This is a genomic window from Agathobacter rectalis ATCC 33656 (assembly GCF_000020605.1).
Taxonomy (GTDB): Bacteria; Bacillota; Clostridia; order Lachnospirales; family Lachnospiraceae; genus Roseburia; species Roseburia rectalis.
The window spans coordinates 2,734,775-2,749,523 of record NC_012781.1; the positions used below are offsets into that span (position 1 = coordinate 2,734,775).

Genomic DNA, 14,749 nt, shown 5'->3' on the forward strand with positions numbered 1-14,749 from the left:
ACATAAAATTCATCAGCTCACAGCCCTGTATTCCTCAAGCGCTTCCTTAGCCCTTGGCGTAAGCCTGCGTGGAACCGAAATCTCAACAGTCACATACTGGTCTCCCTTTACTGAAGGATTCTTCATGCTCGAAATACCCTTGCCCTTGAGACGTATCTTGCTGCCGCCCTGTGTACCTGCCTTGATGCTGCACTCCACATCTCCATAAAGAGTATGCACCCTCGCCTTACCACCGAGAGCCGCTGTCGTAAACGGAACACGGATTGTACTGTATACATTCTGTCCCTTACGCTCAAACTCCCTGCTCGGTGTCACATTTACGTTGAGAAGCACATCTCCGGCTGCACCACCGTTTCTGCCCGGATTTCCCTGTCCTTTAAGTCTGACTGTCTTGCCAGACTCGATTCCTGCCGGAATATGGATGGACAGATTGGAAACCTTGCCTGTGGTCGGATCCTGTAACGAAATAGATTTCTCGCATCCGAAAACAGCCTCGTCAAATGAAATCGTAAGGTCAGCCATAACATCAGAACCCTTGTGGCTCGATGAACGTCCCCGCGCTGAACCACCTGTGAAGTTGCTCCAATCTGCACTGTTTCCACCGAAGCCCCCTGCACCACCTGTGCTGTACGAGCCACGACTTCCGGAGCTGCCACCATGTGAAAACATATCTCCGAACATTGAGAAAATATCATCCATATCCCCGGAGCCGTTCTCAAAATGAAATTCCTGATGTGTAAATGGTCCGCCATTTGAGCTGTATGAGCCACTGAAAGAGCCATTGCCGCCAAAGCCACCAAATCCACCGAAGCCGCCCTGCGCAGCCTGCCTTGCAGCCTCCTCGGAAAAGCCCTCCTGCAGACCAGCAAAGCCAAACTCATCATAAAGCTTACGTTTTTTCTCATCACTTAATACATTGTATGCCTCCGTGACATCCTTAAACATCTCCTCAGCGTGCGGATTGCCTGCATTTGTATCAGGATGATACTTCTTTGCCAGCTTACGATACGCCCTCTTTATTGCCTCTTTATCCGCACTCTTGTTCACTCCGAGAGTCTCATAATAATCTCTCTTTGCTGCCATTATACTCACCTGCCTTTCTATTTACCTGTAACAATTTATCATCATAATTAAACAATATACATTACACCATATAGTATAAGCGGACTGCACAGGCAGCCCGCTTATCATTTGCAATATCTGATTATCCCTCGATGGAGATACATTTCTTTTCCTCAACCTGTGGTTTAGGCTGCTTCTTTGGAATATCCAGGCGAAGGATTCCATGCTTGAAGGATGCCTTTATGTCATCCTGCTCAATCTCGTCACCCACATAGAAGGTTCTCTGACAGCTTCCTGAGTAGCGCTCTCTGCAGATATACTTCTTGCCCTCTTCCTCTTTCTGATCTTTCTCTAAGCCTTTCTCTGCTGTAATGGTCAGATAACCATTCTCTAAAGAAGCCTTAATCTCATCCTTTTTGAATCCCGGAAGATCCATCTCAAGCTCATAGCCTTTATCGCTTTCCTTGATATCGGTGAGCATCATTCTCTTTCCGTTGTGTCCGTATAATTTCTTCTGTGCCTTCTGTACGTCCCTGTCATCAAACCAAGGATCATTGAACCATGGATCACTGAAAAATGTATCAAATAAGTTGTTGTTTGTAGTTGTTAATAACATAGGTCATACCTCCTTATATACCTGTAACTTTCCTTTTGGAAATTTGCTTTCTTTTGTTTACAAGTATGTTATAGCACCATTATTAGCACTCGTCAATAGCGAGTGCTAATAAAAATTATAAATTTTTTATTAACTGAAATTTCTTATGTTTCCCAGCTCCATTTCATATACTTCATCACAAAGCAGCTCGATATCTGCGGGATTGTGGCTTGCCAGAAGTATGAGCTTTCCCTGCTTTTTAAGCTCCATCAAAAGCTCACGTATATCAGCCACACCGTGTTTATCGAGTCCGTTCATCGGCTCATCCAGTATCAGTATGTCCGGCTGCTCCATGATTGCCTGTGCAATCCCAAGGCGCTGCCTCATTCCAAGACTGTACTTGCGCACCCAAAGTCTGCTGTCCGGATCAAGTCCTGTTATCTTAAGAGCCTTACGTATCTGATCATCCGTAACCTTTCTGCGTATTCCGGCAAGCAGCCGTAGATTTTGCAGCCCGCTGTAATATGGTATAAATCCCGGTGTTTCAATGATTATTCCTGCATTTGGCAAATAATCCACATCTTTTCCCACACGCCTACCGTCTGTTTTTATCTCTCCCTCTGTCGGATGCACAAATCCGCAGATGCATTTCATCAGCATTGTTTTGCCGCTTCCGTTGCTGCCAACAAGTCCATAGATTTTCCCCGGTTCAAGTGTCAGCGAAATATTATTTAAAATTGATTTGCCATCCAGTCTTAGTGATACATTTCTTATTTCTATCATGCTCGGTCCCCCTATTCCTTTACCTGATAATGTCCTGCCCTTGCAAAGCAAAGCACAAGAAGCAGCGCACTTATGGCTCCCAGATAAAGATATGATCCCCACATCGGAAAATTCATCCTGTCAAGATATTCATCATAGTGCAGCCACGGTATCGTATGCGCCATCGGAAGTATCCACATCTGCTTCATTCTGACCTCACAGGTGACTGCTCCGAGTATGATTGCAAAGCCATTTACGAGTATCCCCACATATCTGTGATTGCTGACAGCCGAAAAAAGCAGCACATATGATATGAGCAGAAAATATAAAAGCAGCAGACAGAATGTGTGTATAAGTGCCTGTTCAAGTGTCATCTGCTGATACAGATTTCCAGGAAGAAGCTGCACCACATAATCTCCCGTCCTATCCGGATAAACTGATGTAAAATGTGTGACCGCATCAGAAAATGAAAGACTCCATCTGCCTGTCCCTATCATAAGAACGCACGATGACACCAAAAGGAATAAAAGCACAAAACAGGATGCCGCTGCCGCAAAAACTGCCTGTCCAAATATCCATGTCCTCTTTGTACAGCGCATCTGATAAAACCTGTCAATTCCCGTCCTCTGTGGAAAATCAGCCATCAGCACAAGAAAAAGTATAGGTATTATAAGAAGGATAACTCCCGAATTTCCCAAAGCCACAAAAGCCTCAGGTATAGAAAGCATTTCTCCCATAAGCATTTTGCACTGTCGAAGCGGCCCGATCACCTGCACATTCACAAATACGAGCATGACAAACAGTATGATTATCCTGCTGCTGCGCAGCCACTGCCTGAATTCAGCTTGCGCAATGTGCACTGCTGCCCGAAACGAAAATCTATCCATCGCAATGCCTCCTTTTCACCTGTGCATAATACAGCAGAACAAGTATCACATAACAAACTATAGTAAGTCCTACCGTCCATACCCAGCCGCTCTCACCCGACACATTCATCAGATTTGATGAGTTAAACCTCTCCACTGCCGGGTTTTCAAGTGTAAGTCTCTGCAGAATCTGCGTGTATATGTAATTAAGTAGAAACGGAAGGCACAGCAGCATATACCGATCCCTAAAAAATATTGCTGCTCCTATTCCAAACATACTTGCCGCCATACCATATAAGAAAGAACCTATAAGCCGTTTTACCACATATATGAGCACCATACTGCCTGTTCCGTACCAGTCTGCATACATCATCTGCTCATTCACGGAAAATGATATATATGCCGGAAATGCAATAAGCATCATAAGTCCGAAAACAATGTTCGCTGTGATGAAAAGAATTCCACCTGTAAGCACTCCTGCTGTCACCTTTGTGGCACAATACTTTGCATTTTGCGACCTTATGAGCAAAAAACCTGTCATGCCGTTGTGCCGTTCCGCGGAAAGCACTGCGATATATCCAAATGACATTAAAAGCGGCAGTATAAGCGGAAGCCAACCGTTCATCCCTTTTATCCACATAAAAAGTGCGCTGTATTCTATCGGCTGCTCACTTTTATGTGCAATGCCGGTTATGGCAAGCCTAAATACCGATACGGCACTGCCTGACGGATCATAATCCGCATTTGCGCTAAAAGCAAGTACAACACATCCTATGACCGCAAGAAGCAGATACGGAAAATACAGATATTTTTTCATTTCCGCCCTTATCATACTAAGCCGCCTCCCCATAGGTATAGTAATAGACCTCTCCTGTAAATGCATCAAGATACATCCTGATATTTTCGTCCTTAGTCCTGTTTATTCCGTCAAACTGCCATGCCGGAAGATATATTTTGCACTCAGAACCATCTCCAAAATTAAGCGGTACATATGTAAGACATACACTTTGTACATCAACATTTAAAAACTTTGCCATCTTCCCGCTTAAAATATCTGCGGCATCCTTTATTCCCAATATCCCATCCGACGAATACAAATTTTCCAGCGGTTCCGAATCGTTAACTCCCGCATAAGCACTGACTCCATCAGAATCCACTACATATGCATGTTTGATATCCTCTTCAAAATTATACTCATTTCCATATATCTGATAATTTCCATAATCATGATATGCTATTGGAACACCATGGTACTGCCTTTGAACCATATAATCATATCCGTACACCTGTCCGAGCTTGAACACGCGAACCTCCGGAACTGACAATGTAATGCCATCTGTGGGTACAAACGGAGTACCGTTTTCAAAATATTCCCCTGTAAGCTCTGCCCCCTGTTCAATGGTCAATTCACCATTTATAAGCTGATAGCTTTCTTTTCCAAGCTCGTCTATTGTCCCCGATTTTACAACATCATCTGTGTATGTTCCAAGAGCGTCACTGCTCGCATGCGCATCCGTATTCAGATATGCTCCTATCTTTCCATCACTCATTGAATATATGCCATTATCCGCTATCTGTATATGACACTCATTCGTATTTACAAGTGCTCCTACTCCTGATGCAAGATCCATATGATCCTTAAGAGCCGGATAACTGTATGGTGTTTCCTTTGTATCATCCATTCCAAGGTCACTGTTTATGATCCTTACCTCCGAATCCATATCAGTTGTATCGAGCTTACCGATTGATTCAAGCCAGTCCTTTATTGTATCCCAGCTCTCCTGTGTAGTAATGCCGTGTACTCCCCCCTCCATGACATACAACTCATTCGTTTCCGGCATATCTTTAAAAGTACAATTTGTAAACGATAAATTCCTGTAATCCTTGTTTTTTACCGCATCGGTATCTGTGCTATACTGTTCACAGCCTAGCTTATAATTCTCCCTGTTATCGGCAAGCTTTTTCTCATACGCAGCTATATCAATCCCCTGCTGCGTGTATGATTTATCCGCTGTATTCTTCTGCTGCGTATCTGCCGTTTTGCTGTCTGCACATGCAGACATGGTAAAAAATGCTGCAATGCAAAGGGCTGGTATTAGTACTGTTTTGTGATGTTTGTTCATATATAATTCCCCCATTTTGTAACACAATTAGCCGGTATGGGAAACATACCGGCTAACATATTTTTATCTTTTTTATACTACTTTATAAATCGTACCTTTTGCATTGCATCTTTTCCCCATAGACTTCTCCTTTACTATACTATGTTTTAAGTTACTTAATAACAATAATTATTGTTATTAGAAATCGATTACAATTTCAATTATATTCATTTTCCCATTTTTTTCAATACAATTTACATGAGATGACATTTTTTATTCACTTTTGGTACATTTTATATAGATCAATTAAAAATTAAAAATCAGTTACAACACAACCTTATCTTCTGCGGATAATACTGCAGCACCATATACAGCTTCATCTTATCTACCCTGCTCCAGTCTTTCTTTGATACCTGCTGCTCATCCATTATATACGGTATCACAAAAGATACATCCTCACCGGCATTAAGCTTTATCTCCAAAGCTTCCAAAGTAGGATTTAATGCAAAAAACAGTTCCATGTCATACTGATCACCATTGGTTCCCATTTCAAATGCAAGGCTTGTAAGATCAAGTGATGTTGTATCGTCCTTTACTTTGGTAACTGACAAGGTTATAAAACCCACACGCACACTGTCGAAAGGATATTCTGAACCATCATCCGTCTGATCATATGCATAATCAGGACATTTTTCTTTTAGGAGACTGCCATCGCCCCACTCCCATCCGGTCTGCTTTATCTCATAATTTCCAAGCTTTATAGTGTCATTGTCTGTATATGTGATGACCTTTGGGGATGGATAGCAATGATTCAGATAAACAATCCTTGCCAAAACAGCAATCATCACAATTCCTATGAGCATTCCCGAAAAAAGCCTTACTTGTTTTGATTTTCTTTGCTTCATAATAAATTCTCCTCGTCACTTCAATTTAAACCTTCCGCTGTCCACCAGATAGATTACATCTGATAGATTTTCAAGCTCATCCTTATCGTGAGAGCTAAGCAGTATAAGACTTCCTTTATCACGCATATCCCTTATGATTTCTGACAGTTTTTCCTGCCCCTCCTTGTCCAGGGCGTTAAAAGGTTCATCCAGCAAAAGAAGCTTTGGTTCCTCCATAATGGCACAGGCAATACCCAGTCTCTGCTTCATTCCAAGAGAATATTTTCTATACTTTCTCTTATCGTGTGGGTTCAGTCCAACCGTTTCAAGTGCCCTGCTTATATCAACTTCACCTTTATTTATTGATGCAAGCATTTTTAGATTGTCATAGCCTGTATAACTATCTATAAAGGCAGGATTCTCAATAAGCATTCCTATCCTTTCCGGAAAAGCCATATTTTTTCCAAGCACCTTGCCGTCGATACTGATGGTACCGCTTGTAGGATACATAAGTCCGCTTACCGCTCTCATCAGCATTGTCTTGCCGGAGCCGTTTACGCCCTTAAATCCATATATATTACCACTTTCCAGTGTCATGCATACATCATCGAGTACCAGAGCATCCTTTATCTTTTTAGAAACATGTTCTATCTCTATCTTCATAAAATACCTCACAAAATATTCTTTCTGTTAAAATACACACTTCCGGACACAATAGAAACCACCATCACAATAATGCAGCTTATTATTCCGGCAGCCGCATCCATTCCGCCCGCACAGAGCCTGTTGTTTCTGATGATCATAAGATAATTGCCCATAAGAAACGGACTCACCCAGTAAACAGACACCACAAGATAAACTATTGAAACAATATATCCAGCGATCGCACCGGCAAAAATACTGATAGTAAGCTGCACCACCGCAATTGTACAGGCGCATAACATTGGCAGTATCAGCCATACAATCACTTCATTTCCGGTCGAAAACCGCTGCATATCTATTCCCATTTCCATGAGCATATCATCAGGCTTTGTGCTCCACTTCCCGATTGCACATGTCACAGCCGCAAGAACAAGTATCATTGCAGCATAATACATAATCACATTTATGAGCGTCCATATGTACTTACTCCATAACCACTTAAACCTGCTGCCAGACAATATCAGTGTCTTTTTGCCTGCACCATACAGATCTGACAATGGATAAAATCCTACCATAAAAAATAAAAACGCATAAAACAAAAACCACGACACCGGAATGGTAAATACGCTGTCATCTGTCTTTATGTATGGCGGCATACCCTGAAGTATATTTGTAAAGTATGCCAAAAATCCAAGCTCCGGTGAATTTACACTAAAATCACTGACGGTGATAAATGAAAAAAATACAAATATGAATACTCCGACTATCCATTTTATCTTGTTTTCCCTAAATCCTTTTCTGATATCATATAAGATCAGATTTGCAAAAATTCTCCTATTCATAAGCAACAAGCTCTTTCTTTACCGCATGTATGTAAAATATAATATTTACCACTATAAGGATAATAAACGCACAGATCACAACCCGGATATCATTTCTAAACGGTGCACTTGGTCTAAGAAACATTACCGGTGATAAACTCACCCTGTTTACAAAATGAACCATGCAGAACACAAATATGTATATGATAAACGGTGTCAGCAGGATCCAGAACCGGCTTCTTACAAAATTAACAGCCCACAACACCGCACAGTTTAAAAGTCCCCAGAAGCAGCCATCAATCAGCACAAAAATCAGATTGTATACAAGTGGATGTGTATAAAATACCCCTGACATGATATCCATTGCCGCTACCGGGAATGTGCCTGTTCCTACCTGTGGTATTACCATCGGAAATACCATTGCAGTAAGCATAAAGTCAAACACCAGTGGTATCATTCCAATAAGCGCACCGCTTACAAATGCAGCTCCATATTTTGCTCTTATATAATCGCTCTTCTTTCCTCTTGATATGATCTGGGCAGCATACCCTGATTTAACATCAAAATAAAAGCTTCTGCCATACGGTATGGCACACAAAGCAGGCATTATCAGATAAAGCAGCAACGGCTGCACACTTGCATTATCCGCACCTATCCATTTCTCATATGCAGACAATGGATACGTGTCGTAGTAAACATACATCCTCCATATCCACACATTTTCCATAAAATGCCATACACATATTGCAAACGCAACACACAATGTGGCAGCAAATAATCTATTTCTAAAAGCACGTTTTATTTCGAGTTTAAATATTCTATTCATAACTACAGCTCCAGTTTAAAATATTTTTGTACCTTATCATTGGTTTTTGAATCTATACCCTCTATACAATAATAAATATACTTAGAGTCTTCTGACATCCATTCATCCTGAATAATATATCCAAGCTCTGATGTAATACACTCGCCTTTGCCTAAAACATAATGATATACATCACTTTCATCTCCTCCAAGCCAATAGTTGTCTATATATACACAATCTGAGTTTTCCTGTATTCTCTCCATATCATCCTTGATGGCATACAGAACACCCACATTTCTATTACCTTCAATCTGCTTATCATCTCCATCCTTATAAGTGATTGTCAACGTTATAAAAAGATAACTATAGCCATTGCTCAGGTTATAATTTTCATCTATATTTCCTTCACAGCTATCTTTCAAAAAATCTGCAACAGTATCCTTATTTCTGTTTCCAAACTCCGTTGTATGCTCGTACTTTTCAATTTTATAAGTAATTCCATTTATCTCAATTGTATCATCAACTGACACGATATCGTCTTTGTTAACATACTCCGCATCCTGCACATACGTAGCCGGAGCCTGGTCTACTACACCGGTGTCACCTTCTGTCTTTGAAGCCTCATCCTTTACAATACCGGATTTTCCCTCTAGCTTGGCATTTGATTGTGAGCAGGCTGAAAGCCCCGCTGCCATCATAATCACTGCCATTATTGCTGTAATTTTCTTTTTCTTCATAGTTTCTTCTCCTTGATTGATTGCTGATGTTTAATTGTTATGATAATTATAAACCTGTGATGTGTCATAGTTGTAAAATAAAAAAATCCATTGCAATTTTAATTATTGCAATGGATTTTTGTCACGACTTTACTATCAACCTATTTATCAGAATATCTTTTTATTAAGTCTATTTACTTATCCGATACCACCTTACAGCGCTTCTTATGAAATGCAATTCCGTATTTTATGATATTGCATCTGCCCTCTTCACGAAGTACAGCATCATATCTGCGTGTATTTATCTGATTCATTGCATCTTCACAAGATTTATCCAATCCTTGAAAAGACGTTGCATATTTGACCTCTATGATAATTCCCGAATCAGGATCCTCCGGTTTTATGATAATGTCACTGAATCCATCCCCTGATTCCCTGTTCGATTTGATCAGCCAGTTCGGATTGCTTCCTCTCAAAAGGCCAAGCAAAAGACCATGGTAGAAATTTTCTTTCTGTCTATCGCGAGCCTTAGTGTCCAGAATACTTATCATACGATCCATGATTATATTGAGCTGTCTCTGAATCTTTTCAGTGTCAGCCTCAAGAATAGCCTTTGACAGCACTCTGATCTCATCATTGTCCTTTGCTACAACTTCCTTGAACCATTCCTGTATCTGCAGAATAAAAACTTCTCTGACCTCTTTGTTTGGGATAACAAGTTTAAGTGCATAATTCTCACTATCCGGCAATTTCACTTCACCTACTTTTGTCAGGTATCCTGTAGTAAAAAGTACACTCCATATATTATCTATATTTTTGTCTATTTCATTGTACGTAAGTTCAAGATGAACCACTTTTTCAATAGACTCTCCGGCAATTAAGCGCTCAACCTCATCCTTGGTTGTCGAATCAGCTATATTTATAAGGCGTCTTACAAGGCTGTTTCCGCTACTGTTTATCCAGTAAGTCTGTGGTCTGGCAGTTGGATTGGCAACAAGATTGTCCACATAATTTATAACATCCCAAGGACAGTATACATCCACATTACCAAAATGATAACCATCATACCACTCCTTTGCCTCTTCAAAATGTGATGCCAGTCCATAGTCTGCAAGAAGATTTTTCACCTCATCATCCGAAAATCCAAACTGCTCGTCAAATCTGGCATCAAGAATCGATAAAACTTTAAAATTATTTATTCCGGTAAAAATGCTTTCTTTCGAGATACGAAGACACCCTGTAAGAATTGCAAATTGTAAATAATCATTTGTTTTTAAAACTTTTCCCAAAATACCTCTGATAAGCTCGACCATTTCATCGTAGTAACCGTGCTGGAATGCTTTATCCAGCGGTACATCATATTCGTCTATTATAAAAATAGTATTCTTGCCATAGTGTTTAGTCAAAAGCTGAGATAACACTTTTAATGATGAAATAACCACACCATCACTCATATGATATTTTCCATCTTTAATCTGTATAATTCCCTGATACTGCTCTTTTTCATTTTTACTGAGCTTATCACTATTCATTAGGAACGAAAATCCATTTGCTATTTCACCTATTATCTGGACAAGTGCATCATATGCCCTGTCAAACGTTAACCCGTTAACATCTTTAAATGATATAAACACAACCGGATATTTCCCCATGTATTCATTGCATAAAGCTGTATTTTGTGAAATATACAAGCCATCAAATATAGATTTATCCGTACCTATTTCAAAAAAACTCTTAAACATACTCATATTAAGAGTCTTACCGAAACGACGCGGACGGGTAAAAAGATTTACTTCTCCCCAATTTTGCAGGAGCTGCTCTATAAGCCTCGTTTTATCTATATAATAAAAGCCCGATTTTCGTATTTTTTCAAAATTATCTATTCCAACCGGTAATTTTAATGTTCTATCCATCAAAGCCTCCATAAAAAAATCCGCTATAACTGTTAATCATAGTATAGCGGATTATTTTATAAAATACAATAATTGTGTTATTGGGATAATTTACTTCTTTGGCTAACAATTGTCTCTGCATCTAATTCATAGACGCAATCACATAATAAATCTATATCTAATGGATTATGACTTGCAAGAAGAATAAGTTTTCCTTCTAGTATTTTATTCATTCTCTCACTATCTTTCCAGCCTCCATCTCATATACCTCATCGCATAAAATATCTATATCCTCAGAAGAATGAGATGCCATAATAATGGTTTTACCTTCATCTTTCATCTGTAATAATAAACTGCGCATTTCAGTAACACCTTTTTTGTCCAACCCATTAAAAGGTTCATCTAAAACTAAAATATCAGGATTTTCCATTATTGCCTGCGCAATCCCAAGTCGTTGTCTCATTCCAAGTGAATACTTTCCGACAGCTTTTTTGTCCTCTGGATTTAACCCTACTCGTCTTATAGCATTCTTTATATCATCATTTGTGATTTTTTTATTTAAATCAGCAAGAAATTTCAAATTCCAATATGCCGAATAGTCTTTTAGGAATCCAGGTGTTTCAATTATCAATCCTACATTTTTAGGCATGTCCACATCTTTGCCAATTACTTTATCTAAAACTGTTATTTCTCCCGAATCTAATAATATGAATCCACATATGCTTTTAAATAAGACTGTTTTTCCACTGCCATTTCTACCTATTATTCCATATATTCTTCCTTTATATATTTCAAGTGAAACATCATTCAGTACAACCTGCTCACCAAATTTTTTATAAGCATTTTTTATAGATATTACCAATTCATTCATCAAATCATCTCCAATACATTCAATGTACACTTTTTACCTTTTTTCAAAATATATGTAATTAATATAATAATTACAAGTATTTCAACCGTAACAATATATATAATTGATATCGGATTACTTTTCCTCATAAATATGAATATATTTGTCCAATGAATTACAGACATATACTGAAACTTATAAAGCCAGAACACGTCTATAAGATTCGAAAATACAATCATCGCTGCCGCTATAGAAGCCCCAAATATTCTATTATTTCCCAAATTTGCAGCAAAAATTATTAGCCCAACAATAAAACCGGCTGATACATTTAATAAAAATGTTATTAAACATGCTATTATTGGTGAAAAATATATAACCGCTTCTTCATGCAATACAACACCTGCAAGTGCAGGATTATGAGATAGATTAATCCAAATATCTCCCCATTTTGCCGAGGGCGCAACCCATGGAATAAATACAATAATGCTTACAAAAAACATCCATGCAAAATATATGACATTTGCTAACAAAATATATAATATTTGACCACAAAACCATTTTTTTCTGCCTAATCTGGAAAGTGTAAATAATTGGTGTTCATCAATAAATGGTGCATTACATAACAAAAGGATTATCCCAAAATAAAATAACATTCGTGTTATTGAATCATCCATTTGAAATGTAAAAAAAAATGGTGTAACTGAGAGTCCTTTTAACGCTGCATAGTTTTTTATACTATCACTTCTTATGTACGTAAAAACTGCTACAGCCAAAAACGCAATATATACCCTGTAATTATTGCGCCATTTTCTAATATTACACCACATACTTCTAAACATTTTGTATTCTCCTTTTCATCTTCCAATAACACAATTTATACATAATAAAAACAATGCAACCAGAATAGCATATCGCGTAAAGCCAATGATATAACATATTATCAAATATATGTGTAAATGCGAAATACACACAGGATGGTAATAAATATATATTACTACACCATTTATTCAACAGAGTCATAACCATATACAAAATCAAAATCGGAGCTGCCGTCCCGACAAATATATTAGGAATAAAAATTGTAACTGTAACCGCAAGACAGGATAAAGTTCCACATAACAATGAAAAGATTAATCCTGTCCAAACATTTTCTGTAAAATATGCCCAATCTCCAATAATACCATTTCGTGGCATATAACCAAGTATAATAAGTGAAAATATAATTAACACTCCAAAAACTATAATTGATAGCAAAGCACTAATACTTCCCCAAATAAATGCCGAAATCAACTCTGCTTTTATATAGTCTTTTTTTTTCGTCTTTGCAATTATGAATTTTATATATCCGCTTTGCAAATCCTGGCACAGGTTTAGTCCTCCGCCAAATACACTTAAAATATAATACAAAATAATAAAGCCTGATGAGATGCTAACAGCTACTATATCATTAAATGATGCGCTCTCTTTCTGTTGTATGATTGCTCCCAGCCCATTTATATATAAAGCTGCAATCATTCCAATAATGCATAAATATGATTTTTTGCTGTGAAAACTTCTAGACATGCACATTTTCAAATCTATTATCATTGTATTCTATATTCCTCCCCTGTATATGCGTCATATACATCATAAAGAGCCATTTTTTGCGTATAACTGTTTTCTCCTGTCACCAATTGGTTTTGATAGTAGTAAACCACCCAAACAGGCTTAATATCATAAGTTTCATTTTTATCTGCAAACAACATATATTCTAATGATATTTCGCTTACCTCAATATCCCCGGATGTTACGTATTTTTTTAGTTTATCAACCTCTTTTGAAAGTATAGACGATGGATGTAATATCTCACCAGTCTCAGTTGTCTCGACCCAATCATACAATGGTGGAATATCTAAAAACGAAATTCCCTTTTCATCCATAGCTATTACCAAATGATTTTCTTGATTTGCATAACCCGTTAACGCTTCATTTTCAGGGCATCTGCTATATGGAATACCATACACGTCCGGAAACATAAAAAATACATATGTATCATTTTGTTTATCTGTATCATCCTCTGGAAATATTAATGTATTTTTGTCATCAAGAACGTATAATTCATTTTTTTCACAAACATTAATTTCAAGTTCTTTCGCTGTTTTAACCGCTAATTCTTCCGCCTCTTCGGCAGACATAAACATTAGTTGTTTGTCAGTTCTAAACTTATCTTTATCATTAAACGGTGAGTAATATGTGCCAAATTTAGACGCACTAACAGCAAGCTTTCCGTCATGCGTCTCGGCTAAAGCTGAATCATTTCTGATTGCTATGCTATCCTGAGTATAATTGTTATCCCATAAATAAATCTCATTACCATTCTCCGATCTGTGGCTTTGTACACATACATCCTTATTTAGATTAATCGCTTTTGCTAATTTTTCCATCAGATCATAGCATTTATCCTTATTTTCCGAAAAATTAATAGCCTTAACTTTTCCACTTTTAACGTAATAACTTGTTGCATCCCAGATATTAATTTCTGAATCAATGTTCAGCTTATCATTTACAACGCATTTTATATTTTGTGGAAGTTTTCCTATCTGTTCTTCGTCCAAAGAATTTAGCACATTTTCATAATCATTTAAGTCTGTGGTATTAGCTTGTGTACCATCATCTATTACGTTTTCAGTTGGTGCACAACTAACAAGTGAAAAACATAGTATAAGTATTATATAGCAGATTTTCTTCATTAAATCACCCCATTGAATGTTAA

Annotated in this window: 16 protein-coding genes; all 16 read right to left on the reverse strand. The window is 38.1% G+C overall.

Annotated features, from left to right (window positions below; translation table 11 throughout):
• Nucleotides 1–12 precede the first annotated feature (12 nt).
• The 16 genes from EUBREC_RS12820 to EUBREC_RS12895 all read right to left on the reverse strand — a co-directional run bounded on the left by EUBREC_RS12820 (nucleotide 13) and on the right by EUBREC_RS12895 (nucleotide 14,726).
• Nucleotides 13–1,083 (reverse strand): DnaJ C-terminal domain-containing protein, encoded by a 1,071-nt coding sequence (locus EUBREC_RS12820; protein WP_012743610.1) that lies wholly within the window; start codon nucleotides 1,081–1,083, stop codon nucleotides 13–15.
• A 121-nt stretch (nucleotides 1,084–1,204) separates the two neighbouring features.
• Nucleotides 1,205–1,678 (reverse strand): Hsp20/alpha crystallin family protein, encoded by a 474-nt coding sequence (locus tag EUBREC_RS12825; protein ID WP_012743611.1) that lies wholly within the window; start codon nucleotides 1,676–1,678, stop codon nucleotides 1,205–1,207.
• A 129-nt stretch (nucleotides 1,679–1,807) separates the two neighbouring features.
• Nucleotides 1,808–2,440: an ABC transporter ATP-binding protein gene (locus EUBREC_RS12830; protein WP_012743612.1), complete on the reverse strand. Its 633-nt coding sequence runs from the start codon at nucleotides 2,438–2,440 to the stop codon at nucleotides 1,808–1,810.
• Between the two features lie 11 nt (nucleotides 2,441–2,451).
• Nucleotides 2,452–3,306, reverse strand: a complete 855-nt coding sequence (locus EUBREC_RS12835) for a hypothetical protein (protein ID WP_012743613.1) — start codon at nucleotides 3,304–3,306, stop codon at nucleotides 2,452–2,454.
• Nucleotides 3,299–4,117 (reverse strand): hypothetical protein, encoded by an 819-nt coding sequence (locus EUBREC_RS12840; protein ID WP_012743614.1) that lies wholly within the window; start codon nucleotides 4,115–4,117, stop codon nucleotides 3,299–3,301. The genes EUBREC_RS12835 and EUBREC_RS12840 overlap by 8 nt, the downstream gene beginning before the upstream one ends.
• A gap of 1 nt (nucleotide 4,118) precedes the next feature.
• The gene (locus EUBREC_RS18045) at nucleotides 4,119–5,408 is read right to left on the reverse strand and encodes a hypothetical protein (RefSeq protein WP_306718521.1); all 1,290 of its coding nucleotides are present in this window, start codon (nucleotides 5,406–5,408) and stop codon (nucleotides 4,119–4,121) included.
• A gap of 299 nt (nucleotides 5,409–5,707) precedes the next feature.
• On the reverse strand, nucleotides 5,708–6,292 hold the full coding sequence (locus EUBREC_RS12850; protein ID WP_012743616.1) for a hypothetical protein: 585 nt from the start codon (nucleotides 6,290–6,292) through the stop codon (nucleotides 5,708–5,710).
• Nucleotides 6,293–6,307: 15 nt separating this feature from the next.
• Entirely contained in the window at nucleotides 6,308–6,934 is a 627-nt protein-coding gene (locus EUBREC_RS12855; protein ID WP_012743617.1) for an ABC transporter ATP-binding protein, read from the reverse strand.
• Nucleotides 6,935–6,942: 8 nt separating this feature from the next.
• On the reverse strand, nucleotides 6,943–7,755 hold the full coding sequence (locus EUBREC_RS12860) for a hypothetical protein (protein WP_012743618.1): 813 nt from the start codon (nucleotides 7,753–7,755) through the stop codon (nucleotides 6,943–6,945).
• A complete protein-coding gene (locus tag EUBREC_RS12865) occupies nucleotides 7,748–8,560 on the reverse strand; it encodes a hypothetical protein (RefSeq protein WP_012743619.1) in 813 nt (270 codons plus the stop codon). The genes EUBREC_RS12860 and EUBREC_RS12865 overlap by 8 nt, the downstream gene beginning before the upstream one ends.
• Before the next feature lie 2 nt (nucleotides 8,561–8,562).
• Nucleotides 8,563–9,276, reverse strand: a complete 714-nt coding sequence (locus EUBREC_RS12870) for a hypothetical protein (RefSeq protein WP_012743620.1) — start codon at nucleotides 9,274–9,276, stop codon at nucleotides 8,563–8,565.
• 173 nt (nucleotides 9,277–9,449) lie between these two features.
• A complete protein-coding gene (locus EUBREC_RS12875) occupies nucleotides 9,450–11,168 on the reverse strand; it encodes an AAA family ATPase (RefSeq protein WP_022292923.1) in 1,719 nt (572 codons plus the stop codon).
• Between the two features lie 208 nt (nucleotides 11,169–11,376).
• Nucleotides 11,377–12,018: an ABC transporter ATP-binding protein gene (locus tag EUBREC_RS12880; protein ID WP_012743622.1), complete on the reverse strand. Its 642-nt coding sequence runs from the start codon at nucleotides 12,016–12,018 to the stop codon at nucleotides 11,377–11,379.
• Nucleotides 12,018–12,836 carry a hypothetical protein gene (locus EUBREC_RS12885; protein WP_012743623.1) on the reverse strand — a complete coding sequence of 273 codons (819 nt, stop codon included), beginning with the start codon at nucleotides 12,834–12,836 and terminating at the stop codon, nucleotides 12,018–12,020. The genes EUBREC_RS12880 and EUBREC_RS12885 overlap by 1 nt, the downstream gene beginning before the upstream one ends.
• Complete coding sequence (locus EUBREC_RS12890) at nucleotides 12,829–13,584, reverse strand: ABC transporter permease (protein WP_012743624.1); 756 nt, start codon at nucleotides 13,582–13,584, stop codon at nucleotides 12,829–12,831. Before EUBREC_RS12890 ends, EUBREC_RS12885 begins: the two co-directional genes overlap by 8 nt.
• The gene (locus EUBREC_RS12895; protein ID WP_012743625.1) at nucleotides 13,581–14,726 is read right to left on the reverse strand and encodes a hypothetical protein; all 1,146 of its coding nucleotides are present in this window, start codon (nucleotides 14,724–14,726) and stop codon (nucleotides 13,581–13,583) included. The genes EUBREC_RS12890 and EUBREC_RS12895 overlap by 4 nt, the downstream gene beginning before the upstream one ends.
• Nucleotides 14,727–14,749: the final 23 nt, after the last annotated feature.

Bases quoted from the DNA above. Each gene is read 5' to 3' on its own strand.
- EUBREC_RS12880 (WP_012743622.1), bottom strand. From the start codon at position 12,018: ATGAATGAATTGGTAATATCTATAAAAAATGCTTATAAAAAATTTGGT.
- EUBREC_RS12855 (WP_012743617.1), bottom strand. From the start codon at position 6,934: ATGAAGATAGAGATAGAACATGTTTCTAAAAAGATAAAGGATGCTCTG.
- EUBREC_RS12835 (WP_012743613.1), bottom strand. From the start codon at position 3,306: ATGGATAGATTTTCGTTTCGGGCAGCAGTGCACATTGCGCAAGCTGAA.
- EUBREC_RS12870 (WP_012743620.1), bottom strand. From the start codon at position 9,276: ATGAAGAAAAAGAAAATTACAGCAATAATGGCAGTGATTATGATGGCA.
- EUBREC_RS12890 (WP_012743624.1), bottom strand. From the start codon at position 13,584: ATGATAATAGATTTGAAAATGTGCATGTCTAGAAGTTTTCACAGCAAA.
- EUBREC_RS12850 (WP_012743616.1), bottom strand. From the start codon at position 6,292: ATGAAGCAAAGAAAATCAAAACAAGTAAGGCTTTTTTCGGGAATGCTC.
- EUBREC_RS12875 (WP_022292923.1), bottom strand. From the start codon at position 11,168: ATGGATAGAACATTAAAATTACCGGTTGGAATAGATAATTTTGAAAAA.
- EUBREC_RS12820 (WP_012743610.1), bottom strand. From the start codon at position 1,083: ATGGCAGCAAAGAGAGATTATTATGAGACTCTCGGAGTGAACAAGAGT.
- EUBREC_RS12825 (WP_012743611.1), bottom strand. From the start codon at position 1,678: ATGTTATTAACAACTACAAACAACAACTTATTTGATACATTTTTCAGT.
- EUBREC_RS12840 (WP_012743614.1), bottom strand. From the start codon at position 4,117: ATGATAAGGGCGGAAATGAAAAAATATCTGTATTTTCCGTATCTGCTT.
- EUBREC_RS12865 (WP_012743619.1), bottom strand. From the start codon at position 8,560: ATGAATAGAATATTTAAACTCGAAATAAAACGTGCTTTTAGAAATAGA.
- EUBREC_RS12860 (WP_012743618.1), bottom strand. From the start codon at position 7,755: ATGAATAGGAGAATTTTTGCAAATCTGATCTTATATGATATCAGAAAA.
- EUBREC_RS12885 (WP_012743623.1), bottom strand. From the start codon at position 12,836: ATGTTTAGAAGTATGTGGTGTAATATTAGAAAATGGCGCAATAATTAC.
- EUBREC_RS12830 (WP_012743612.1), bottom strand. From the start codon at position 2,440: ATGATAGAAATAAGAAATGTATCACTAAGACTGGATGGCAAATCAATT.
- EUBREC_RS12895 (WP_012743625.1), bottom strand. From the start codon at position 14,726: ATGAAGAAAATCTGCTATATAATACTTATACTATGTTTTTCACTTGTT.
- EUBREC_RS18045 (WP_306718521.1), bottom strand. From the start codon at position 5,408: ATGAACAAACATCACAAAACAGTACTAATACCAGCCCTTTGCATTGCA.